This window comes from Streptosporangium sp. NPDC000095 (genome assembly GCF_042899335.1).
Classification (GTDB): domain Bacteria; phylum Actinomycetota; class Actinomycetes; order Streptosporangiales; family Streptosporangiaceae; genus Streptosporangium.
This window is the reverse complement of record NZ_JBIAZS010000003.1, coordinates 113,606-136,779: the sequence shown is the minus strand read 5'-3', so window position 1 is coordinate 136,779 and position 23,174 is coordinate 113,606. Positions and strand designations below refer to the sequence as shown.

The window sequence follows — 23,174 nt, the reverse complement described above, 5'->3', positions numbered from 1 at the left end:
TCTTGGTAAGCGCCGCAGAGCATGCGACAGTCCATTTCAGTTGCCGATGCAAAAAGCAGCGGCAAACACCCGAGAGGGAGAATCGCATGGCTCTCGAACCGCAGGAGCGCGCGGAGTTCATCAACGCCTACACCCGTACGCTCATCACCGCCTGGTCGGACGAGGAGTACGCGGCCCGGCTGAACGCGGACCCGCGTGCCGCGCTGGCCGAGTCCGGGCTGGTGGTTCCGGAGGGCGCCGAGATCGTCATCGTGCGGCACATCCCCGAGGGGCACGAGGAGGGCAACCTGGACGTCCAGGTGGGGCTGTGGGAGGTGGGCCTGGCGACCGGGCAGTTCGAGTTCCACATCCCTGAGACGCCGGTGGTCGACGCCGCCGAGCTCAGCGAGGGGGACCTGTCCGACATCGCGGCCGGCGCCGCCGACGCGGCCGCCTGCTACTACTGCTGCTGCCCCTGCTGCTGCTGCACCTGATTCCCGGCGCAATTCCGGCATAATTTCCGGCGCCGTTTTTAAAATCGCCATGCCGTTCCCGTCAACGTCTCCATCGGAGGAATAAGTCGATGGCTTCCGCCGCCGCGGAAAAAGATCCGGTCGCCGTCACCGGCCTGAACAAGCGCTACGGAGAGCACACGGTGCTCACCGATCTGAGCCTGCGGGTGCACCCCGGCGAGGTGTTCGCCTTGCTCGGGCCGAACGGCGCGGGGAAGACCACGACCGTGGAGATCCTCACGGGAGTACGGCGGCGGAGCGGTGGAGACGTACAGGTCCTCGGCCAGGATCCGGCCAGGGACCGTCGGGAATGGCGGGCGCGTATCGGGGTGGTCGGCCAGTCCACCGGCTCCTACCCCGATCTCACCGTGGGTGAGGTGGTGAGGCATTTCGCCGCCATGTACCCCAGGCCGCTGCCGCCCACGCAGGTGCTCGACATGGTCGGCCTGGGAACGTACGAGAAGAAGAAGACCACGGAACTCTCCGGCGGCCAGCAGCGCCGCCTGGACGTGGCGGTCGGCGTGATCGGCGACCCTGAGTTGATCTTCCTTGACGAGCCCACCACCGGGCTCGACCCGGTCGCCCGCCGCGAGGCGTGGGAGCTGGTGCGGTTCTTCTCCGGGCGCGGCTGCACGACGGTGCTGACGACCCACTATCTGGACGAGGCAGAGACGCTCGCCACCCGGGTGGGGGTGATCGCGGGCGGGCGCCTGGTGGCCTGCGGGCCGCCGGCCGAGCTGGGCGGGCGGGCGACGACCCCGGCCACCGTGTCGTTCCGGCGTTCCGAGGCACTGGCCGGCCGGGAGCTTCCCGACCTGCCCCGGGGGGCGGTGCTCGAACCGGGGCCGACGGGCGCGGGCGACCCGGTCACCGTGCTGACCTCGGAGCCGACCCAGCTGGTGAGCCTGCTCGGCGCCTGGGCCGGGACGGAGCTGCCCGACCTGATCGTGCACCGGCTCACCCTGGAAGAGATCTACCTCAACCTCATCGACCGGCATCGCGAGCAGCCGGAGGAGAACACGTGAGCGTCATGGAATCCGTCCACGCGCCAGGTCGCGGTTTTCTGCCCGACCTGTGGCGGGCCAGTGCCGCCCGGTCGTCGGTCGAGCTGAAGTCGTTCTTCCGCAACAGGCAGTCGCTCGTCTTCACCCTGTTCTTCCCGGTGATCCTGCTGGTGGTGTTCGGCGCGATCTTCACCGGCAAGGTGCAGGGCACCGAGACCGATTTCCGGCAGGTCTTCATGGCGGGCATCGTCGCCGCCGGCGTGATGAGCACCGCGTTCTCCGGGCTCGCCATCAACATCGCGATCGAGCGGGACACCGGCCTCATCGGCAGGCTCGCGATGACGCCGATGCCCAAGGCCGCCTACTTCATCGGCAAGCTGGTGAAGGTCGTGGTGACCACCGTGGTGGAGATGGTGCTGCTGCTGGGCATCGCGGTGACCGCGTTCGGGCTGCCGCTGCCCAGCACCGCGCAGCGCTGGTTCACCCTCGCTTGGGTGCTGACGCTGGGCACCGTCACGTGCGCCCTCACCGGGATCGCCTACAGCGCGGCGATCCCGAACAGCCGCTCGGCTGCGGCGATCGTGACGCCGGTGTTCATGGTGCTGCAGTTCATCTCCGGAGTCTTCTATCCCTTCCATCAGCTTCCCGCGTGGATGCAGAACACGGCCGCGCTGTTCCCGGTGAAGTGGATGGCGCAGGGGTTCCGTTCGGTGTTCCTGCCGGACAGTTTCACGGTCGTGGAACCGGCGGGCAGCTGGGAGCTCGGCCGTATCGCGCTCGTTCTGGGGCTGTGGGCGGCCGGCGGCCTGCTGCTCACCGCGTTGACGTTCGGCTGGCGCACCGCGCGCGTGCGGTGATCCGTCCAGGCGAGCCGGGTGGGGACGCGTTCAGGTGGGGGACGCGTCCCGGCAGGTGATCCTGTCAAGGCAGGTGATTCGTCCAGGCAAGGTGGTTCGTCCAGGTGAGTGATCCCATCCAGGCGGCGGCTCGTCCAGATGGGGGATCCCGTCCAGGCGCTTGACCGGGCAGGCCGTTGACCAGACGGGCCGTCGATCGGGAAAGCGGCTGATCAGGCAAGCGACAGCAAGGGAACCGACGCGTGACGGCAGGCACTCAGATCCGTCTCCCCGCCCACCTCCCCCATCCCTTCTCCCCCGCGGGACGGGTCGATCCCTATCCGGCCTACGACTGGCTGCGTTCCCGTGCCCCCGTCCACCACGACGTGATGTCGCGGCTGTGGCTGGTGACCGGGCACGCCGACTGCGCCGCCGTACTGCGTGACCGGAGGTTCTCGGCGAGCGCCGGGCAGCAGGGGCGGGCGCGCGGCGAGGAGTTGCCGCCGTCGATGCTCACCACGGACCCGCCCGACCACACGCGGCTGCGCGCGCCGGGACTGCTGCTGCTCGGCCCCGCGGCGATCGCGTCGGTGGCCGGGGGGATCGCCGCCGACGTGGACGACCTTCTCGAACGGCTCGCGGGCGAGACCGTGGTCGACGCGGTCAGGCAGATCGGGAGCCCGCTGTCCACCTCGGTCTTCCTGCGGCTGTTCGGACTCGCGGAGAGCGACAGGAAGGTCTTCGAGCAGCTCGCCCAGGCGGCCTCGATCAACCTGGATCCGCTCGCCGGGCCGCAGGTGGCGGCGCTGGGCAGGTCGGCGATGTCGGAGCTGAGCCGGTTCCTGGACGAGCGCCGTGCGAGCGCCGCGCCCAGCCCGCTGACCCGGTTCGCCGCCGACGACCGGCTCACCCGGGCGGAGATGCTCGGGGTGCTCGGGCTCGCCGTGGTCGGCGGGTGGCAACCGCTCGCCGAGGCGATCGGCAACGCGCTGTACTGGCTGCTCCCCCGGCCGCGGGCGCTCGCCGCGCTGCGCGAGGGCGGGGACGAGTCCGCGCGTACGGCGATGGACGAGTTGCTGAGGTTGGAAGCGCCGATTCCCTTCACGGCGAGGGTCGCGGTCGAGAACGTGACACTGCCCGGCGGTGAGGTGCCCCGGGGGGCGAGGGTGCTCGCGGTCGTCGCCGCCGCCAACCGGGACCCGGCCGTTTTCGACAGGCCGGGGGAACTGCTGCTCGACCGGACGCCCAACCCGCACCTCGCCTTCGGCGGTGGGCCGCACTTCTGTCTGGCGGCGCAGCTCGTCCGGCAGACGGGGGCGGTGCTGCTCGCCCGGCTGGCCGGGCGGTTCCCGGCCGCGTCACTCGCCGACGAGAAACCGGCCTGGGCCGCCACCCTCATCCCCCGGCGGCTGCGCTCCCTCCCGGTGAACCTGGGCGATCCGGCTTCCCCTCCGACGGGCCCGGGCAATCTGTCCTCCTTTGGGACGGACTCGGGCGTCCCGGACTTCCCCACGGTGGACCCGGACTCCCTCCCGACGGCCTCGCACTCCCTTCCGGCGGACCCGGGAGGCGGGGATGCGTACTGAGGTGCTCGTGATCGGCGCCGGGGTGAGCGGGCTGACCTGCGCCACCCGGCTGGTCGAGGCCGGGGTACGTACGGCGGTGGTCGAGGCGAGGTCACGGGTGGGCGGGCGGATACGGACGTTTCGCCCCGCGGACGGCGGCCCCTCGCTGGAGCTGGGCGCGCAGGTCGTCCACGGAGACCTGAACCCCGTCCACAAAATCGTGAACACCGAGACGGCGCCGCGGCCGACCGCGGCGCGGGTGGTGAGCGGGCGGGTGGGCCGTCCTATGGGGGCGCTGGCCCGCACGCCCAATCCGCCGTGGGCGCTGGAGGCGAGGCTGAACGCCGAAGGCGCCGGGATCGGTGAGTCGGTGAACGACTGGCTCGTGGACAGGGGCGGCCCGTACCCGGTGGCGAGCGAGTGGTTCCGTCAGATCTGGGCCACCGATCCGGAGCGACTCAGTGCCCGGGGCGTGGCCGAGGCCCATCGGGGGGACACCGCGGGGCGGGGGGAGTTCGTGGTCTCGGGCGGGTTCGACCTGCTGGCGAGGCGGCTGGCCGCGGGGCTCGACGTGCGTACGGACTGCCCCGTCCAGGTGCTCGGCTGGTCGCCGGGGCGGGTCTCCGCGCAGACGCCGGCCGGCGTCGTGGAGGCGGAGCGGGTGGTGGTGACCGTGCCGCCCTCGGTCGTGACCCACGGCACGCTCACCGTCAAGGATCTGCCGGAGCCCAAGGTCGAGGCCGCGCGTGCCCTCGCCGGCGGGGACGGCTGCTGCGTCGTCGCGACCCTGTCCGTGCCCGCGCCGGAGACGGCGTCGGTGTTCGACGCGGACGGGATCGGCGGTTTCGTGAGCTGCCGCGAGGGACGTCCCGAGGCGTTGATCGTGGCCAGGGACGCGGCGGCGGCCCACGTGCGCGCCGCGACCGCCGGCTCCGGCCCCGCGACCGCTTCCAGCCCCGGCTCCGGCCTCGCGACACTCCTCGCGGTCGCCCTGCCGTGGGCCGCGCGGGCCGAGGTGGTGGACATCGAGGTCGCCGACTGGGGGGCCGACCCGTGGAGCCGGGGTGCGTTCACCGCGCCGACGGTGGGCGCCGAGTGGGCTCCGGTGATCTGGGCCGAACCGGTCGCGGACACGCTTTTCTTCGCGGGCGAGGCCACGGTCTCGGGGACGCGCCTGCCGTGGGTTCAGGGGGCGATCGCCAGCGGGGTGATCGCCGCCGACCGGCTCCTGGAGGCGATGGGCTGATGGCATCACATTCGGAAGATCGACGACAGCCGGCGCGGTCCATGACCCCGCATCCGGAAAATTCACGGCATCCAGCGCAGTCGGCGGCGTCACGCCCGGAAAATTCGCGGCATCCGGAGCGGTCGGCGGCACCCCGGGCGCACTCGGCGGCACCGCACTCCGGCTGGTACCTGCCCGCCTTCACCTCGGAGCTGGAAGCCGAGGTGACTCCCCTGGAGATCGGCACCCGGCGGCTGGTGGCGGTGCGGACCGAGACGGGGCTCCGCGTCTTCGACGCCGACTGCCCACACCGGGGCGCGCATCTCGGTTACGGGGGACGGCTCTCCGGCGGCTGCCTGGTCTGCCCGTTCCACGGCCGCAGGATCGCGCTGGGCGACGCGGCCGGACGGCTGTCGGTACGCGAACACCACGTGATCGTCTCCGGTGAGGCCGTGTTCGTCCGCCTCTCGGACGGCCCTGACGACGACCGCGGACTCACCAGGGCGCTCAAGGAGCTGGAGGCGACCCACCCGCTCACGGCGGCCGTGACCAGGCCGCTCGCCGCCGATCCCGCGCTGGTCGTGGAGAACGCCTTTGACGTCGACCACTTCACCGAGGTGCACAAGGTGCCGAGGCTGCGCGGGATGGCGCATCGGGACGGGGACGAGGGCGAGCTCGTCATCGAGGGCGAGTTCGTCATGGGGGCGAAGCCGGGGAGCAGCTCGGGGCAGCAGGTCACCCGGGCCGGGTTCCTGGCCCGCGCCTACAGTCCCGGCGTGGTCGTCACCCGGTTCGGGCCGCCGGGGTGGGAGCAGGTGATCGTCACCGCCGCCGTGCCGTGCGAGAGGGGCGGGTGCGTGGCGCGGGTGGCGATCGGGGTCCGCCCCGAGCAGCGCGGGGAGTTGCCGCTGCTCATCCACGGCAGCGAACGCGCGCTGGAGGAGGACGCGGTGATCTGGGAGCGGCTGAACCCGCGGGCGGTGCCCCGCTTCGACAGCAGGGACGTCGCGGTGCTGGCCTACCGGGAGTTCTGCGCGACCTTCGGGGAGCCGGCGTGAACGGGCTGCGGGTCGTCAGCTCGGGAACGGGTCCTGCGGTGCTGTGGGTGCACGGCTACACCATGGACCTCACGCTGTGGAAACCGTTGTGGAAGCTGCTGCCCGGCTGGCGGCACATCGGCGTGGACCTTCCCGGCCACGGTGGCTCCGAACCGTTGCAGCCGGGTGTGACCCTGCCGTCGCTGGCGTTAAGGCTGACCGAAATAGCCGAGGCCGAGGGAGCGGAGCGGGTCGTGGGCCTCTCCTTCGGTTCCGGCGTCGCGCTGCAGATGGCCCTGGAGGCGCCGGAGGTGGTGCGGCGCCTGGTGCTCGCGGCGCCGACGCTCGGCGGCGCGCCGCCCGACCCGGCCGCCCGGCGGCGCTACATGGAGCTCATGATGGTGCGCAGGGCGGGCGGCGGACGGGAACAGATGGCCGAGCTGTGGATGAGCTCTCCTCCCGACATCTTCCGGGGCACCGAGGCGCACCCCGAGCTGCGGGCGCGACTGCGGGCGGTGATCGGCGGACACTCCTGGGCCGAGCTGGACACGGGGGCGATGGCCGCGCTCAGCGCGCACCGGCATCCTCCTGAGGATTTGACCCGGATCAGGGCGGCCACCATGGTTATCATCGGTGACTCGGACATGCCCACCTTCGTGGCCAATGCGAAGACGCTGCGACAGATGGTCCCCGAATGTCATATTCGGACAATCCCTAACTCGGGGCACCTTCCCCTGTTGGAGCAGCCAGAAATGTCGGCAAAAGCGGTATTTGCGGGACTGACATTATCTGAGAGAGTAGATCGGGTTTGAGGCTGTTGTACGAGCGTTTACAGTTAGACACCCGTAAGGGGGGTTAGTTGCCCCTGCTATTGAGTTTCTTCGGCATGACCGTCATGGTTCTCACCGAGCTCAACCTAGGCGACCTGGCATTCCTGTTCGGCCCGCACCTCGTGGAGAGCGGCGAACCACAGCTGGTCGTGAAGCTTCTCACCGGCAAGTCGTCGGACGGGGAGCTGCTGGTCTACCGTCCCGACGGGATGTTGCTGCAGCGTCGCGTGTTCCGCGGATGGAGCACGATGCCACCCCCTCTCCCCCCGTTCGCCGTGCTCGACCATCTTTTCCTGGTGATGCGGGCCATCGTCATGGCCAAGGGCGACTCGACGGTCGCGCTGATCGGCACCGCCTGCTCACCCGGTGCCGCCGTGGCGACCGCGCTGGCCAGGCGGTCCTGGAGGCCGGTGTCGGGACAGCTCCTCGTGGTCGACCGGGCCACCGGCCAGACGCTCCCCTTCCACGTACCGCTCGACCTGCGCGGCAGCGCCCTGGAGTCGGCGAGGACCGGCGGCCTGATCGGCCCGGAGACCGACCCCGGCACCTGGCGGCGGGCCGAGCCCACACCGGCCGGGGAATCCGTTCTGGTCCGCCCGGAACTACTCGGCCCGATCGTCCCCGTCACCGCAAGGCTCGCCCCGCCCACCCTGGTCAGGATCTGCCAGGAGGACGGTGACCGCTGCGAGCTGGCGCCCTGGGCCTTCCAGCCGCACGTCTGGCCGCCGAACACCTCGGACCTGGCCGACGCGCCCCGCTACCGGCTGCTCATGCCGGAGTTCGGCGGCGCGGAGGAGGCCGCGACACTCATCGACGACATGCTCCAGGAGACGCCATGCCCCGGCGGACCGCGTACGGCCCGGGAACACCTTGCTGGGTCGACCACATCACCGTCGACCTGACCGGCGCGAAACAGTTCTACGGCGGCCTGTTCGGCTGGGAGTTCACCAGGGAGAACGACCGCGGCTACCACCTGATCACGTTGCGAGGGGAGATCATCGGCGGCCTCGGCCCCAGCCCGATGGGCATGACGCCCGGCTCGTCGTGGAACGTCTACCTGGCGTCCAAGGACCTCGACCACACCCGGACGGAGGTCGGACGCCTGGGCGGCCGTGTCGTGATGGGTCCCGTACCGGCGGGCGAGGACGGCCGCCTCTGCCTGGCCGTCGACCCGTCCGGCGCGGCGGTCGGCTTCTGGGAGGGGGGCAGGGACGAGGGCGTGGTCCTGGTGGACGAGCCCGGCGCCCTGTGCGCCTGCGAGCTGCACACCGCCCGCCCCGACACGGCGGAGGAGTTCTACCGGGGCCTGTACGGTGACATGCCCGCGGTGATCCGCTCCTCGTCCAGGACCGGCTGGGTGCCGTTCTTCGGTATTCAGGACGCCGAGAACACCGAAAGCTCCGGAAGCGACGAGGGCAGCGCGGCGGAGGTGTCCACCGGGAACGCCGGAGGCGACGAAACCGGCCAGGGCACCGGAAACAGCGGAAGCACCACGACGGAGACGGCCCCAGGGAACACCGAAGGCTCCGGGGGCACGGGAATCACCGGGATCACCGTCGCGGCGGCGCTCGCCGCCGGGGCCCGCCGACTGGATTCCGGCCTGTTCGCCGACCCCCTGGGCGGGGTCTTCGGCCTCACCGGTGGGAATTACTGACGACCAAAGCGCACGTCACACAAAGGCCACCCGTCGCCGCAGGTCAGGGGCGTGAGCACGTGTCAAGCCGAGCTTTCCGCGCCAACAGTCGGAAAATGCGTATCATGATGAGCATAAATACGTATTAACAAGTTTCCCTCACCCTTGCGATGATTCTGAAGTTGGTAATTCTCGCAGGGGAAAGGCATTTCATGGCGCCTGACGTGACGGTGATAGGCGGGGGCCCTGCTGGAGCGATCTCGTCGGCGCTGCTGGCTCGGGCGGGCGCCCGGGTCCGCCTGCTGGAACGGGATTTCTTCCCCAGATATCACATCGGCGAGTCGATCTCCTCTTCCTGCCGGGCCATCATCGACCTCGTCGGCGCCAGGGAGAAGATCGAGGCCCGCGGCTACCAGGTCAAGGAAGGGCTGCTGCTCCGCTGGGGCGCGGAGCGCGACTGGGCGATCAACTGGCCGGACCTCTTCGGCGACCAGGTGCGCTCCTGGCAGGTGGACCGCGCCGACTTCGACGACGTCCTGCTCAGGCACGCCGCCGACGAGGGCGTCGAGGTGGTCCAGGGCGCCCAGGTGAAGAAGGTCCGCTTCGACGGAGACCGCGCGGTGGGCGTGGAGTGGACGCACGACGGGCGTCTCCTGGAGGCTCCCGCCGAGTTCGTGGTGGACGCCTCGGGCCGCGCCGGTGTGCTCTCCTCCCAGCACTTCCGCAACCGGCGGCCGCACGACGTCTTCCGCAACGTCGCCATCTGGGGCTACTACCGGGGCGGCACGCTGCTGCCCCGTACTCCCCGGGGCGGCATCAACGTGATCTCCTCCCCCAACGGCTGGTACTGGGTCATCCCGCTCAGCGGTGACGTCTACAGCGTGGGCTTCGTCACCCACCGGGACCAGTTCCTCGCCCGCAGGCCGGAGTTCCCCTCGCAGCACGCGATGTTCCTCGCCCTGGTCGCGGAGTCGCAGACGGTGGCGGAGCTGGTGGCGGACGGTCGTCTCGAAGGTGAGATCCGCGTCGAGCGGGACTTCTCCTACTCGGCCGACAGCTTCTGCGGGCCCGGCTACTTCCTCGCGGGTGACTCCGCCTGCTTCCTCGACCCGCTGCTCTCCACCGGCGTGCACCTGGCCATGTACAGCGGCATGCTCGCCGCCGCGAGCATCCTGTCCGCCCACGCGGGGGAGGTCACCGAACGCGAGGCGCTGGCGTTCCACGAGTCCCACTACCGCAACGCCTACGGCCGAATGTTCTCCATGGTCGCCGGGTTCTACGAGCAGTACCGGGGCAGGAACAGCTACTTCTGGCTGGCCCAGCGCCTGGCCAGGGGGCAGTACCCGGAGCTGATGAGAAAGCGCGGCGGCGACGCCCCGGCTCCCTCCGACGGCGCCTTCGCCTCGATCACTTCCGGCCTGACCGACCTGGACGACGCCACCCGCGTCGGCGGCGCGGCCCCGCTGGACGCGATGGTGCTCGCCGGCGAGCTGGTCGCGGGGAAGACCGGCGACCGGAGCGCGGACCTCGGCGGCCCCGGCGACGCGTCCGGGCTCTACCTGGTCACCGAGCCGAGACTGGGCATCGGCAGGGCCGTCGAACCGGTGGCGCCACGCTGACCGAAGGTCCACCGACCGGCGTACCCGCCGAACCGGAGGCATCGCGCTGACCGGAGGCCGACCGATCGGCGTACCAGCCGGACCGGAGGCCGACCGGGTGGCGGCCGTGCGCGAGGCGGCTCGGCGAATCGAAACGACGGAGCCCCAGCGGGAGCAGGTCAGAGGTCGAGGGCGGTGGCCAGCTGGTGCCGTCCTCGGATGCCCAGCTTGCGGTAGATGCGGCCCAGGTGGGTGTCGATGGTGCGCTTGCTCAGGCAGAGCCGCTCGGCGACCTCCATGCTGCTCATGCCCTGCCGTACCAGCTCGACGACCCGCTGCTCGGCGGGGGTGAGCACGATCCTGGCGTGCGAAGGGCGGGCCTCCGGCGTGTGGTCCCGGCTCCCCGGCTCGCCGGCGGCGATCGTACGGGCCGCGGAGTGCTCGCCCAGCGCGGTGTACGCCCGGGCGGCGTGCGCGCGCCAGGGCAGGCAGGCGGGGTTGGTGATGCCCCGGGCGGAGAGCCGGTGCCCGCAGTCGAGGAAGAGGCCGAGCGCGGTGGCGTGGTCGTCCGCCGCCGCCGCGATCAGCCCCTGCACTTCCAGGACCATGCTCTTGACCAGGGGGTGGGCGTCGGCGGGGATCGTCATCTCGCGTACCAGTGCCTCGGCGTCGTCCACCCGCTCCATCCGGATCAGGGCCCGCGCGCCGCAGGCGCGGGCCGCCGTGGCCAGCACCCGCGCGCCGATCAGTTCGGCTCCCTCCCGCGCGTCGAGCGCGTCCCGCAGGCTGTCGGCGGACTCGCCCCTGCGGTAGTCGACGTCCGAGCGCAGCAGCAGCCCGAGCGCGTGCAGGTCCGGCTGGTCCCAGGTGCGGGCGTCCCGCAGGATCCTGGTGCACACGTCCAGCGCGTCCTCCGGCCGGCCCGTCCAGCCGAACGCGAGCGCGGCACCCACCAGGCCGGTGCCGACCGGCCGGTCCCTGGGGGATCGGTCTCTGGTGGCTCGCGTCGCCAGCCGCCTGGCGGTGTCCGGGTATCGCCCGCCCGCCGCGACCATCGCCGCGAGCGCCCCGGAGAACTCCTTCGCCGCCGCGTCCGGCGTGCCCGCCGCGGCCATCCGCAGCGACCTGCGCAACCCCGCACGGTATCCCGACAGCACTCCCTGCGCGGTGAGCCGCAGCAGCGGCTCCCTGGGCGGGTCCGCCATCGTCGCCAGTTCGTGGGCCGCGGTGACGAACGGCCTGACGCCCACCGTGCCGGCGGCGAGCGCGGGGCTGGCCAGGTTCAGCAGCGACCTGGCCCGCCGGGCGGGATCCGGCGCGGTGGTGGCCAGCGCCTCGGCATGCCGGACGCAGGCGTCCAGGTCGTGGCGCAGCTCGACCATGCCGAGTTGCAAGGTCAGCTCGTGGATGGTCGCGGAGTCGTCGGTGCAGGCCAGCGCGCGGCGCAGATATCGGGTCGCGTCGTCGTACCGGCGGGCCGCGACCGCCTCGGTGGCCGCCCTGCGCAGCACCGGGATTCCCCAGTCGGAGTCGGTGAGCATCAGGTGCTCGGCGGTCTGCGCGGCCGGCGCGCCCAGCCTGTCGAGCAGCGTGGCCCCGCGTTCGTGCAGGCCGAGCCTGGTCTGGTTGTCGACGCGCGACAGTACGGCGGCGCGGACGAGGGGGTTGCGGAACCGTACGGGCGGCCCCTCCGAGATGAGTCCCGCCTGGACGAGGGCCCGGCGGGCCTGGCGGATCTGCGGCTCGCCCTGGCTCAGCAGGATCGCCGCCACGGTGGTGTCGGTGTCGGGTCCCATCACGGCGAGCTGAGTGAGCAGTTCGGAGACCACGGGGTCGTGCTCGTTCAGCCATTCGAGCACGGTGTCGGACAGTGCCGCCGTACCGATCTCCAGCACCTGGTCGATGTCGGGCTCGCCGGGACTCACCCTCGCCTGCCGCATCCGGCCGGTCAGCTCGCGCAGCACCAGCGGGTTCCCCTGCGACAGCGTGTGGCAGAGCGCGGCCAGTTCCACGTCGGGCGGCGCGCCCATCGCCTCCGCGACGAAGTCGGCCGTGCAGGTGGCGCAGAACGGTCTGAGCTGCACGGACCGTGCGTACGGCAGATTGCCCAGGTCCGCGCCGAGCGCGGCCGGGGTGCTGCCCGGCAGCGTGGCGACCATCATCACCGGCAGGTCGTCCAGGCGGCGCGCGATGTAGGAGAACCATCTCAGCGAGGGGGTGTCGGCGAAGGACAGGTCGTCGATCGCGATCACCACGGGGTGGTCGGCGACGAGTTCGCGGGTGATGTGGAACAGGTTGAGCAGCAGGTCGTGGGTGGCGGCGCCGTCGCCGTCGGAGGCCCGGTCGAACTGCTTGCGGGTCCGCTCCCCCGAGGAGAGCACCGGGTCGAAGAGCTGCCTCACCATGCCGTAGGCGAAATGACTCTCGCTGGGATGGCAGCGGGCCCGTAACACCCTGCTGCGCTGGGGAAGCATTTCGGTGACGGCGCCGAGCAGGGAGCTCTTGCCCATCCCGTTCTCCCCGAGGATCGACGCGACGACCGGCCTTCCTGACCGGAGCCCGTCAATGGCCTCCCGGAAGACAGTCAATTCTCTGTCCCGGTGAAGAAGTGATGCCATACCTCATGGTCCCATTCTCCCGATACAGATCTCAACGGGCGCCCCGCCCGTCTTTCCCGGCGACCCCATGTGCGCTCCCACCACCGCCGATACGGCGATACTGAGGCGTCCGCCTCCGAAACCTAAGTATCCGCCGCGCGATGCGTACATTTTTTTGCGCATTCACCATAGCGGTCATCTCGTGTTTGAATCCGCATTGAAGAGGGTTTCGAGAGCTTGATATAAAAAAGGCGGTTGGCAATGGAGAGTCCACGGCTGAAGGCTCATTTCCATGTCGAGGTCGTGGACGGATCCCGGGTCTTCCTGTACGCGGAGGGAAAGGACTTCCTCGTGCCGGGGCAGGCCGCCGCGGCGGTGCTGCCCTACCTCGACGGTCGCAGGACCGTGAGTGAGATCGTCCAGGAGCTGTCCGGGCGCGTTCCGTTCACCACGGTGCTGACCACGCTGCGCCGCTACGAGGCGGCCGGACACCTCGCCGAGGGCAGGCCGGACCTGCCGGAGAGGGTGCTCGCCTACTGGGACGCGCTGGGCATCGACCCGGCGGCCGTCACCAGGGGCACACCGGTCACCGTCTCGGCCGCCGAGAGGGTGGACGCCGCACCGGTGGTGAACGCCCTCACCGAGCTGGGGCTGAACGTGAGCACCGGCGCGATCGGCGAGGTGCCCGCCGAAGGGGTGTCGGTCGTGCTCGTCGACGACTACCTCGACCCGGCCCTGGAGCACCGCAACGCGCTGCAGCTCGCCTCCGGGCTGCCCTGGCTGCTCGCCAAGCCCGGTGGCGTCAGCCCGTGGCTCGGCCCCTACCTCGACCCCGACCACACCGGCTGCTGGTCGTGCCTGGCGCAGCGGCTCGGCGGCAACCGCCAGCTGGAGCGCTACCTCGCCGGCAAGCGGGGCGAGCGGACGCCGCTGCACCCGGTGCGCGCGCAGATCGCGGCCGGACCGCTCGCGCTGGCCGGGATGCTCGCGGCCGAGGTCGCCAGGATCGTGGCGACCGGTGAGCCGGGCGCGCTCTGCGGCCGGATGGTCACCCTCGACCTGGCGACCATGGAGACCGGCGGGCACATCCTGATCCGCCAGCCGCAGTGCCCCTCGTGCGGCACGCCACCCGACGGCGACCCCAAGATCGTGCTCACCCCGAGCCTGGCGAACCACGTCACCGACGGCGGCTACCGGGTCAACCAGCCGCAGGAGACGTTCGAGCGACTGGAGCGGCACATCAGCCCGCACCTCGGCGCGATCACCAAGCTGATCTCGATCGGCGCCGACTCCAGCGGCCTGACCTTCAGCTACGCCGCGGGACACAACTTCGCCATGGTCAACGACAGCATGGACCTGCTCCGCCGCAACCTGCGCGGCCAGAGCGGCGGCAAGGGCCGCTCGGAGATCCAGGCGAAGGTGAGCGCGGTCTGCGAGGCGATCGAACGGTACTCGGGGGTCTGGCGGGGGGACGAGCCGGTCATCCGGGCCGCGTACGCCGACCTGGACCCGGCCACCGCCGTGCACCCGGACCGGATGCTGCTCTTCTCCGACGAGCAGCGGGCCGGTCGCAAGGAGTGGAACGCCGACCCGGCGCACCGGCTGCAGCAGGTGCCCGACCCGTTCGAGGAGAACGTGCCGTTCGACTGGTCGCGAGCCTGGTCGCTCACCAGGGACGAGGAACGGCTCGTCCCCGCCGCCTACGCCTGGTACGGCCACCCCGACCTCTACGGCCACTTCTTCTGCATCGCCGACTCCAACGGCAGCGCCGCGGGCAACACCCTGGAGGAGGCGATCCTGCAGGGCATCTGCGAGCTGGTCGAACGCGACTCGGTGGCGCTGTGGTGGTACAACCGGCTGCGCCGCCCCGGCTTCGACCTCGACTCGCTGAACGACCCCTACGTGGACGAGCTGCGAGACTTCTACGGAAACATGGGCCGCGACCTGTGGATGCTCGACCTCACCACCGACGTGAACATACCGGTGTACGCGGCCGTCTCCCGGCGCCGCCACGAGGTCGAGGACATCATGGTCGGCTTCGGCAGCCACCCCGACCCGCGCATCGCGGCGTTCCGCGCGCTCACCGAGCTCAACCAGTTCCTGCCCAGCGTGGACCGGCGTGACGAGGAGGGCAACACGCTCTACCGGGTGGACGACCCGGAGATGCTGGCCTGGTGCAAGGGTGCGGTGATCGACCGCGAACCCTGGCTGCTGCCGGATCCGGACCGGCCGCTCACCACCGTCGGCCCGCCCGCCCCCACCGACCTGGCCGAGTGCGTACGCCGGTGCGTGGACTCGATCGAGGCGGCCGGCTCCGAGGTGATCGTCCTGGACCAGACCCGCCCCGACCTGGACCTGAACGTTGTCAAGGTGATGGCGCCCGGCCTGCGGCACTTCTGGCGCCGGCTGGCACCCGGCCGCCTCTACGACGCGCCGGTACGGCTCGGCTGGCTCGACCGCCCGACCCCCCAGGAGGAGATCAACTCCTGGAACGTGTTCTTCTGAGACGGACGGTGCCCATGAACCCCATCATCGTCTCCCGGCTCCGCCGGGACGCGTCGTTCTCCGGCGAGCACATCCGGTTCGCCGCCACGGTCCTCGAACTGAAGAACCTGTCACAGGGACAGGGCACCGCGCTGAAACTGCTCGCCGAGGGCGACCACGACGACGCCGCCCTCGCCGCCGCGGTGACCACCGCGGACGGCGAGGCGGGACTGCTGCGCTGGCACCTGCTGTTTCGCAGGCTCAACACCTCCGGGCTGATCGAACACGCCGTACAGGTGGACGGCGACGTCACGGCGAGGCTCTATCCGGTCGGCCGTGGCTCGACGCTGCCGGCGGCGGCCCCCGCGGGACCGGTGCGGCTGTCGCGGTTCGCCGAGGCGCGGGTGGTGGACGGCACGCTCACCCTGCGGGCCCCCGGCCGTCACCTCGCCGTCGAGCTGATGCCCCAGGCCGCGGGACTGCTCGGCGAACTCGCGACCTGGAACACCGGGACACCCGCCCCGCTGCTGCGGCTGCTCGCCACCGCCGGCCTGCTCGCGCCCGGCGGCCCGGACGAGGACCTGGAGACGACCGAGCGGTCCTACGCGCAGTGGCACCCCGCCGACCTGGCCTTCCACTCCCGTACCCGCTTCCCCGCCACGGTCGGCGGGTACGGCGGGACCTACCCCCTCGGTGACCGCTTCCCGCCCGAACCGGTCTCCCCGCCGCCCTCCGGCCTGCGTACGGTCGCGCTGCCGGTGCCCGACCTGGACCGGATAGCGGCGACGGAGCCGTCGTTCACCGAGATCCTCGAACGGCGCGGCTCGACCCGCGCCCACGACGAGGAGACGCCGATCACCCTCGCCCAGCTCGGCGAGCTGCTCTACCGGAGCCTGCGCAGGCGGGGCACGATGACGGGCAGCGACGGCCAGCGGCTCGCCAACCGGCCGTATCCGAGCGGCGGGGCCGTGCACGAGCTGGAGGTCTACCCGCTCGTCACCGCGTGTGAGGGCCTGCCCGCAGGACTGTGGCACTACGCGACCGACCGGCACGAGCTGGAACTCGTCGCCGAACCCGGCAAGGCCACCGACGTGCTGGTCAAGGAGTCGCGAAACGCCGCGATGATGGAGACGGACCCGCAGGTCGTGCTGCTGGTGACGGCGAGGTTCGGCCGGGTGATGTGGAAGTACGAGACCGTCGCCTACCCGCTGGTGCTCAAGCACGTGGGCGTGCTCTACCAGACCCTCTACCTGGTGGCCACCGCGATGGACCTCGCCGTGTGCGGCCTGGGCGGCGGGGACGCCGCGGCCTTCGCCACCGCCTCGGGACGCGACCCGCTCCTGGAGGGCACCGTCGGGGAACTCGTCCTCGGCTCCCGGCCACGGACGGAAGGGTAGGCCCCGATGAGTTCTCGCCACCGGCCCCGGACGAAGGGGCGGAGCGCGATGACGTTCCGCCACCGGCCCCGAACAGAGGGGTGGAACGCGATGGCATTCCGCCACCGGCCCCGGACGAAATGGGATTCCGCCCCCGGCCCCGGCCCCGGACGAAGGGGTGGAGCGCGATGAGATTCCGCTACCAGGCGCTGCAACGAATGCGCGAACCCGACGAGCTGGACTCCCCCACCCTGCTCGCCACCCCCCGGGGCTGGATCGCGGTCTTCGTCGTGATGATCGTGATGGCGGGCGGGCTGGTCTGGGCGTTCGCCGCCGAGCTGCGCATCTCGGTCGCCGCCCCGGGCGTCCTCACCCACCCGGGCGGTACGGCCCGCATCCAGAGTCACTACTCGGGCCTGGCCCGCCGCGTGCTGGTCAGGCCGGGCGACCGGGTGATCGTCGGCCAGTCCGTCGCGGAGCTGCAGGACGCCGACGGCAAGATCCAGCAGGTGGCGAGCCCGTTCACCGGCCAGGTGGTCGGCACCACGGTCAACGACGGCCAGGTCGTCGCCGTCGGCACCACGATCGCCACCGTCGAACGGACCGACCTGCCCGACGACCGCCTGGTCGCGATGGTGTTCGTACCCGCCGACCGGGCCGCGTGGATCGCCCCCGGCCGCCCGGTCGACCTGGAGGTGTCCACCGCACCCGCCGCGGCCTTCGGGCTGCTGCGCGGCCAGGTCACCTCGGTGAGCCGCTACCCCCTCACCGGCGAGGCACTGGCCGGACTGGTGGGCGGCGAGCTCGCCGCCAAGAGGTACGCGGCCGTCCAGGCACCCCTGATGATCATCGTGGACCTGATCCCCAAACCGGGCACGCACTCGGGATACACCTGGTCGACCGCGCAGGGGCCACCCGTGCAACTCGACTCCCAGGTGACCGTTTCGGCCTCCATCCACCTGGGCGAGCAGACGCCGTTCGACCTGGTGCTCGGGCGCTGAGCGGAGGAGGCACCGATGACGGACATGACGACGAGGCCCGCGAAAGCCGCCCCCGCGAAGCGGGGAAGGCGCCGATGACGAACACGACGACGAAGCCCGCCAAGCCCGCGGTCACGAAGCGGAGGAGGCACCGATGACGAACACCACACTCGACCCCGCGAAACCCGCCAAGCCCGCGCCGAAGAAACAGCCGCAGCCCCCGCGTCCCCGCAGGAAGAACCGCCACCGGGTGCCGACCGTGATCCAGATGGAGGCGGTCGAGTGCGGTGCGGCCGCGCTCGCGATGGTCCTGGGCCACTACGGCAAGCACGTCCCGCTGGAGGACCTGCGCGGTCGCTGCGGGGTGTCCAGGGACGGGTCCAAGGCCTCCTCGATGCTCGCGGCGGCCCGCTCCTACGGGATGATCGCGAAAGGCTTCCAGGTCGAGGCCGAACTGCTCCGCGACCAGACCGGTCCGGTGATCATTTTCTGGGCGTTCCAGCACTTCATCGTGGTCGAAGGGCTCGTGACCAGGTTCGGCCGCACCATGGTCGCGGTGAACGACCCTTCGTCGGGCCCGCGGCTGATGGAGTGGTCGGAGTTCGACTCCGGCTTCACCGGGATCATGCTCACCTTCGAGCCGGGTCCGGACTTCAAGCCGGGCGGCGAACGCGCCAAGCTCAGCAAGGCGCTGCTGCAGTGGCGGCTGCCGTCGGGACGCGCCCTGCCGCTGGTGCTGCTCGCCAGCGCGCTGCTGCTCCTGCCCGGCATCGCGGGCCCCGCCTACTACCGGGTGTTCATCGACCGGGTGCTGACCGGCAACTCCCCCGGCATCCTGCCGCCACTGCTGATCGTGATGGCGTTCACCGCGGTGGCGATCTTCGTGCTCACCTCGGTGCAGCAGTACTACCTGCTGCGACTGGAGATCAGGGTCGGGCTGGTCGGCTCGGCCCGCTTCTTCCGGCACCTGCTCCGGCTGCCCATCGAGTTCTTCCTGCAACGCCGCCCGGCCGAGGTCGCCAAGCGGATCTCCACCAACGACACCGTCGCCGAGATCCTCTCCCGCGACCTCGCGCTGACCGTGATCAACATGGTGCTGGTGGTGTTCTACGCCGCGCTGCTGGTCCGCTACGACCCACTGCTCGGCGTGATCGGCGTCGGCATGGCGGCGCTGAACATCCTGGTCCTGCGCTGGGTCGCGCGGGCGCGCAAGGACGCGGTCACCGCGCTGCGCACCGACCGGGGCAACCTCACCGGCACCACCTTCGCCACGCTCAGCATGATCGAGACGGTGAAGGCCACCGGTGCCGAACCCGACGCCTTCACCCGCTGGGCGGGCTTCCTCGCCAAGGTCGTCTCCGCGCAGCAGCGGCTCGGCGTGCCCACCGCTGTGCTCGTCGTCGTACCGCCGCTGCTCGCCACGGTGAACACCGGCCTGATGCTGCTGATCGGCGGGCTGCGGGTGGTGGAGGGCGTGCTCAGCGTCGGCATCCTCATCTCCTTCCAGACCCTGCTCGCCGCGCTCAGCAGGCCGGTCACCCAGCTCACCAACCTCGGCGGCCGTCTGCAGGACCTCAGCGCCGACGCCAAGCGCATCCACGACGTGGAACGGCACCCGATCGCCCGCTGTTTCGAGCGCAGCGGCGACGCGGCGGAGATCGGCACCCGCCTGGAGGGCCGCCTCGAACTGCGGAACGTCACCTTCGGGTACGGCCCGCTGACCGACCCCATCATCACCGACCTCTCGCTGAGCATGACACCGGGCAGCCGGGTCGCGATCGTGGGCGGCTCCGGCAGCGGGAAGTCCACCCTGGGCCGCCTGCTGACCGGCCTGTACGAACCGCGCTCCGGGCAGATCCTGCTCGACGGCCACCCGCTGGACGAGATCCCGCGAACCGTGCTCGCCGGCTCGATGGCCTACGTCGACCAGGAGATCGTGCTGTTCGCCGGGACCGTCCGCGACAACCTCACCCTGTGGGACGAGGCCGTCCCCGACGAGGTGGTGCTCGCCGCGCTCCGCGACGCCGCCGTCTACGACGCCGTGCTCGCCCGCCCCGGCGGGATCAACTCGTTCGTCCGCGAGGACGGCCGCAACTTCAGCGGCGGCCAGCGGCAGCGGCTCGAACTCGCCCGAGCCCTCGCCTCGGAGCCGACCCTGCTCATCCTCGACGAGGCCACCAGCGCCCTGGACCCGGAGACGGAACACGTCATCATGGACAACCTGCGCCGCCGCGGCTGCGCCTGCCTGCTGATGGCCCACCGGCTGTCCACCATCCGCGACGCCGACGAGATCATCGTCCTGGACGGCGGCCGGGTCGCCGAGCGCGGCAGCCACGAGGAACTGCTCGCCGCCGACGGCATCTACACGCGGCTGTTCAACACCGGAGGAGGACTGTGAGCCCCCGCCGAAATCACCGGGATCACCGTCCCGCTGCTCGACACCGAAGGACGACCGTGAGCCCCCGCCAGGATCGTCCCGCTGCCCGGCACCGGAGGGGCACCATGAGCCCCGCCAGGATCACCGTACCGTCGCTCGACATCGGAGAAGCATCGTGAGCCCCGCCGCGCTCGCCGGGATCGCCATCCCACTGGACCTCGGCACCGACCGGTTCACGGTCCTCGACAACCCCGGGCGGATGCTGCTCGTCGAGTCGGGCCTGGTGGACCTGTTCGCGGTCAGGACCGTCGACGGCGAACTGAACGGACGCTGGAACTTCCTCGGCCGGGCCGAGGCGGGCATGGTGCTCGCCTGCGGGGCGCCTTCCGGTCCGCGCCACGTGATCGTGGCCCGCCCGGTGCCCGGCACCGTACTGGCCGACGTCCCGGTCGCGGTGCTGCACGACCTGCCCGCCGAGGCCGCCACCTGGCTGGTCAAGGGGCTCGGCCGAGGTATCGAACTGCTCGCCGAGGCGCTGCCCGCCACCCTGCCGCCCAGGCAGTTCGTCCCGCTGCCCGTCGAGGGGACCGCCGAACTGGAGGCGGGCCGCGCCCTGCGGTCGGTCGACGGCGTGCGCTGCGTGCGCGTCGAGGAGGGCGAGGTGGGCATCGGCAACAGCGACGGCCTGGTGTTCGGCGCGGACAGCGACATCTGCCTGACCGAGCGGGACTGGCTCCTCGCCCACACCAGGATCCGGCTGCGGACCCGCTCGCTGCACTCGGTCTTCGACGAGGGCGTACTGTGCGAGTTCCTCGCCGCTCACGCCGTCCGGCTGCTCGCCACCGTCGACGAACGCCTGGAGCGGCAGCGCGAGGAGGAGCGCGCCGCGCTCGCCGAACTGCGCGAACGCGAGAGCACCGTGCTGACGCAGGCCGTGCGCAGCTTCGACGCCGTACTGCGCGACACCGAGGTCCAGGTCAAGCTGGCCGACGTGGCCAACGACCCGCCCGCCCTCGCCGCGGCCCGGCTGGTCGCGGCGCACCAGGGGTTCGAGGTACGGCCGCCGGTACGGCGCGGGGGCCAGGACCGGCCGATGGGCGACCTGCAGGCGATAGCGCTCGCCTCCGGCGTCCGTACCAGGATGGTCCGGCTGGACGGCCCGTGGTGGACCCAGGACCTGGGCCCCATGGTGGGCAGCACCTCCACCGGCCGTCCCGTGGCGCTGCTCACCATGGGCCATGGCTACGTCATGGTGGACGACGGCGTGCTCACCCCGGTCACCGCGACCGTCGCCCGCGGCCTGGAGAAGCGGGCCCACGTGCTGTACCGGCCGCTGCCCGCCTCGGTCAAGACCGTCGGCGCGCTGCTGCGCCTGGGGCTCCTCGACGGCGGCAACCACCGTGACCTGCTGCGGTTCGCCGCCATGGGGGTGCTCGTCTCCCTGCTCGGACTGCTCGTCCCGATCATGACGGGCAAGGTGCTCGGCGTGTTCACCGTACGGGCCGAACTCGACCTCATCGTCCAGGGCTCCCTGCTGGTGATCGGCTCCGGATTCGTGATCGCCGCCCTGTCGGTGGTGCAGAACATCGCGGTGCTGCGGGTCGAGAGCCGCACCACCTCCGCCCTGCAGTCGGGCCTGTGGACCCGGCTGCTCTCCCTGCCCGCCGGCTTCTTCGCCCGCTACTCGACCGGCGAGCTGGGCACGACGGTGCTGGGCATCAGCTCGGCGCAGGAGATGCTCTCCGGGATGCTCACCACGGCCACGCTGGGGCTGCTCACCGGATCGGCGAACCTCGTCCTGGTCTACTTCTACGACGTGCGCCTCGCCCTGGTCGCCACCGCGCTCATGCTGTTCGGCCTCGGGTTCGCCTTCGTCGCGGGACGGATGCAGCTCCGCTGGCAGCGACAGGCCTACGAGCACGAGCGGACCATGTCGGCCAGGGTCTTCCAGATGCTCACCGCGATGCCGAAGCTGCGGGCCGCCGCCGCCGAGGAACGGGCGTTCGCCGAATGGACGCGTGAGGCCACCAAGGGCCGCTCGCTCACCGCCTCGGCCCGCCGCATCCAGAACGCGGTGACCACGTTCAACGCCGGGTTCCCGCTGGTCTGCACGGGGATCGTGTTCGCGGTGGTCGCCGGGCCGATGGCGGGCCAGGTCTCCGTCGCCACGTTCCTGCCGTTCTTCACCGCGCTCAGCCTGCTGCTCGCCTCCAGCCTCCAGTTCACCGCCGCCGCCGTCACCGCGATGGGCGTCGTGCCGATGCTGGAGAACATCAGGCCGATCCTGGAGGCCCGCCCGGAGACCGACGGCACCAAGGCCGACCCCGGCGACCTGTCGGGGCGGCTCGGGCTCAGCAAGGTGTCGTTCCGCTACGGCCAGGACGGCCCGCTCACCCTCGACGGGGTCGCCCTCTCCATCGAGCCCGGCGAGTTCGTGGCCCTCGTCGGTCCCTCGGGCAGCGGCAAGTCCACGGTGCTGCGGCTGCTGCTCGGCTTCGAGACCCCGCTCTCGGGCACCGTGCTCTACGACGGCCAGGACCTCGCGGAACTCGACGTCTCCGCGGTCCGCCGCCAGTGCGGGGTGGTGCTCCAGAACGGCGCGCTGCAGGCGGGCAGCATCCAGGCCAACATCGTCGGCAGCGGCGTCCACACCGTGGACGACGCCTGGGCGGCGGCCGAGATGGCCGGGCTCGCCGCCGACATCAGGGCGATGCCGATGGGCATGCACACGGTGCTCTCCGAGGGCACCAGCACACTGTCGGGCGGTCAGCGACAGCGCCTCATGATCGCTCGCGCACTGGTCGCCCGGCCCCGCATCGTGTTCTTCGACGAGGCGACCAGCGCGCTGGACAACCCCTCCCAGAGCCGGGTCGCCGAGAGCACCCGCCGCCTCAACGCCACCCGGGTGGTGATCGCCCACCGGCTCTCCACGGTGGTGGCCGCCGACCGCATCGTGGTGATGGACGAGGGGCGGATCGTCCAGCAGGGCACCTACGACGACCTCCTCGCCGACCGGGACGGGCTCTTCGCCCGCCTCGCCACCCGCCAGCTCTCCTGACCGGCGCATCGGACCGCCCGGCCCTCACACCGATCTGCTCGGCCTCCACACCGGTGTGCACGCCCCTGCATCGGTGTGCCCGA

At 71.4% G+C, this 23,174-nt stretch carries 16 protein-coding genes; 15 read left to right on the top strand and 1 reads right to left on the bottom strand.

Annotation, left to right across the window (positions count from 1 at the left end):
* Window positions 1-86 precede the first annotated feature (86 nt).
* From ACFY3V_RS08890 to ACFY3V_RS08845, 10 genes are all read left to right on the top strand, one after another.
* Window positions 87-473, top strand: a complete 387-nt coding sequence (locus ACFY3V_RS08890) for a hypothetical protein (RefSeq protein ID WP_350945020.1) — start codon at window positions 87-89, stop codon at window positions 471-473.
* A gap of 89 nt (window positions 474-562) precedes the next feature.
* Window positions 563-1,516 carry an ABC transporter ATP-binding protein gene (locus ACFY3V_RS08885; RefSeq protein WP_350945018.1) on the top strand — a complete coding sequence of 318 codons (954 nt, stop codon included), beginning with the start codon at window positions 563-565 and terminating at the stop codon, window positions 1,514-1,516.
* Window positions 1,517-1,521: 5 nt separating this feature from the next.
* Entirely contained in the window at window positions 1,522-2,352 is an 831-nt protein-coding gene (locus tag ACFY3V_RS08880) for an ABC transporter permease (protein WP_350945384.1), read from the top strand.
* A gap of 242 nt (window positions 2,353-2,594) precedes the next feature.
* Complete coding sequence (locus ACFY3V_RS08875; RefSeq protein ID WP_389771515.1) at window positions 2,595-3,917, top strand: cytochrome P450; 1,323 nt, start codon at window positions 2,595-2,597, stop codon at window positions 3,915-3,917.
* A complete protein-coding gene (locus ACFY3V_RS08870) occupies window positions 3,907-5,142 on the top strand; it encodes a flavin monoamine oxidase family protein (RefSeq protein ID WP_389771512.1) in 1,236 nt (411 codons plus the stop codon). Before ACFY3V_RS08875 ends, ACFY3V_RS08870 begins: the two co-directional genes overlap by 11 nt.
* Window positions 5,142-6,179: a Rieske 2Fe-2S domain-containing protein gene (locus ACFY3V_RS08865; RefSeq protein ID WP_389771509.1), complete on the top strand. Its 1,038-nt coding sequence runs from the start codon at window positions 5,142-5,144 to the stop codon at window positions 6,177-6,179. Before ACFY3V_RS08870 ends, ACFY3V_RS08865 begins: the two co-directional genes overlap by 1 nt.
* Window positions 6,176-6,970: an alpha/beta fold hydrolase gene (locus ACFY3V_RS08860; RefSeq protein WP_389771506.1), complete on the top strand. Its 795-nt coding sequence runs from the start codon at window positions 6,176-6,178 to the stop codon at window positions 6,968-6,970. Before ACFY3V_RS08865 ends, ACFY3V_RS08860 begins: the two co-directional genes overlap by 4 nt.
* 74 nt (window positions 6,971-7,044) lie before the next feature.
* Window positions 7,045-7,890 (top strand): hypothetical protein, encoded by an 846-nt coding sequence (locus ACFY3V_RS08855; RefSeq protein ID WP_389771503.1) that lies wholly within the window; start codon window positions 7,045-7,047, stop codon window positions 7,888-7,890.
* A complete protein-coding gene (locus ACFY3V_RS08850; RefSeq protein ID WP_389771500.1) occupies window positions 7,824-8,642 on the top strand; it encodes a VOC family protein in 819 nt (272 codons plus the stop codon). Before ACFY3V_RS08855 ends, ACFY3V_RS08850 begins: the two co-directional genes overlap by 67 nt.
* A 191-nt stretch (window positions 8,643-8,833) precedes the next feature.
* A complete protein-coding gene (locus ACFY3V_RS08845; protein WP_362901601.1) occupies window positions 8,834-10,240 on the top strand; it encodes an NAD(P)/FAD-dependent oxidoreductase in 1,407 nt (468 codons plus the stop codon).
* Window positions 10,241-10,398: 158 nt separating this feature from the next.
* Here ACFY3V_RS08845 and ACFY3V_RS08840 read toward each other — a convergent pair whose 3' ends face one another.
* Window positions 10,399-12,837, bottom strand: coding sequence for an AAA family ATPase (locus tag ACFY3V_RS08840; RefSeq protein WP_362901599.1), 2,439 nt, complete (start codon window positions 12,835-12,837; stop codon window positions 10,399-10,401).
* 240 nt (window positions 12,838-13,077) lie between these two features.
* On the opposite strand from ACFY3V_RS08840, the gene ACFY3V_RS08835 reads away from it, so the two are divergent.
* From ACFY3V_RS08835 to ACFY3V_RS08815, 5 genes are all read left to right on the top strand, one after another.
* Window positions 13,078-15,321, top strand: coding sequence for a TOMM precursor leader peptide-binding protein (locus tag ACFY3V_RS08835; protein WP_389771496.1), 2,244 nt, complete (start codon window positions 13,078-13,080; stop codon window positions 15,319-15,321).
* A gap of 14 nt (window positions 15,322-15,335) precedes the next feature.
* Complete coding sequence (locus ACFY3V_RS08830; protein ID WP_389771492.1) at window positions 15,336-16,697, top strand: SagB family peptide dehydrogenase; 1,362 nt, start codon at window positions 15,336-15,338, stop codon at window positions 16,695-16,697.
* A gap of 167 nt (window positions 16,698-16,864) precedes the next feature.
* Window positions 16,865-17,677, top strand: coding sequence for an HlyD family efflux transporter periplasmic adaptor subunit (locus ACFY3V_RS08825; protein ID WP_350944999.1), 813 nt, complete (start codon window positions 16,865-16,867; stop codon window positions 17,675-17,677).
* Window positions 17,678-17,810: 133 nt separating this feature from the next.
* On the top strand, window positions 17,811-20,054 hold the full coding sequence (locus tag ACFY3V_RS08820) for an NHLP family bacteriocin export ABC transporter peptidase/permease/ATPase subunit (RefSeq protein ID WP_389771488.1): 2,244 nt from the start codon (window positions 17,811-17,813) through the stop codon (window positions 20,052-20,054).
* Between the two features lie 154 nt (window positions 20,055-20,208).
* Window positions 20,209-23,091, top strand: coding sequence for an NHLP bacteriocin export ABC transporter permease/ATPase subunit (locus ACFY3V_RS08815; RefSeq protein ID WP_389771485.1), 2,883 nt, complete (start codon window positions 20,209-20,211; stop codon window positions 23,089-23,091).
* Window positions 23,092-23,174: the final 83 nt, after the last annotated feature.

What these genes read in the sequence shown, in the direction of transcription:
- ACFY3V_RS08890 (WP_350945020.1), top strand. Translation starts at nt 87, where the DNA reads ATGGCTCTCGAACCGCAGGAGCGCGCGGAGTTCATCAACGCCTACACC.
- ACFY3V_RS08885 (WP_350945018.1), top strand. Translation starts at nt 563, where the DNA reads ATGGCTTCCGCCGCCGCGGAAAAAGATCCGGTCGCCGTCACCGGCCTG.
- ACFY3V_RS08880 (WP_350945384.1), top strand. Translation starts at nt 1,522, where the DNA reads ATGGAATCCGTCCACGCGCCAGGTCGCGGTTTTCTGCCCGACCTGTGG.
- ACFY3V_RS08870 (WP_389771512.1), top strand. Translation starts at nt 3,907, where the DNA reads ATGCGTACTGAGGTGCTCGTGATCGGCGCCGGGGTGAGCGGGCTGACC.
- ACFY3V_RS08865 (WP_389771509.1), top strand. Translation starts at nt 5,142, where the DNA reads ATGGCATCACATTCGGAAGATCGACGACAGCCGGCGCGGTCCATGACC.
- ACFY3V_RS08855 (WP_389771503.1), top strand. Translation starts at nt 7,045, where the DNA reads ATGACCGTCATGGTTCTCACCGAGCTCAACCTAGGCGACCTGGCATTC.
- ACFY3V_RS08850 (WP_389771500.1), top strand. Translation starts at nt 7,824, where the DNA reads ATGCCCCGGCGGACCGCGTACGGCCCGGGAACACCTTGCTGGGTCGAC.
- ACFY3V_RS08845 (WP_362901601.1), top strand. Translation starts at nt 8,834, where the DNA reads ATGGCGCCTGACGTGACGGTGATAGGCGGGGGCCCTGCTGGAGCGATC.
- ACFY3V_RS08840 (WP_362901599.1), bottom strand. Translation starts at nt 12,837, where the DNA reads ATGGCATCACTTCTTCACCGGGACAGAGAATTGACTGTCTTCCGGGAG.
- ACFY3V_RS08835 (WP_389771496.1), top strand. Translation starts at nt 13,078, where the DNA reads ATGGAGAGTCCACGGCTGAAGGCTCATTTCCATGTCGAGGTCGTGGAC.
- ACFY3V_RS08830 (WP_389771492.1), top strand. Translation starts at nt 15,336, where the DNA reads ATGAACCCCATCATCGTCTCCCGGCTCCGCCGGGACGCGTCGTTCTCC.
- ACFY3V_RS08825 (WP_350944999.1), top strand. Translation starts at nt 16,865, where the DNA reads ATGAGATTCCGCTACCAGGCGCTGCAACGAATGCGCGAACCCGACGAG.
- ACFY3V_RS08820 (WP_389771488.1), top strand. Translation starts at nt 17,811, where the DNA reads ATGACGAACACCACACTCGACCCCGCGAAACCCGCCAAGCCCGCGCCG.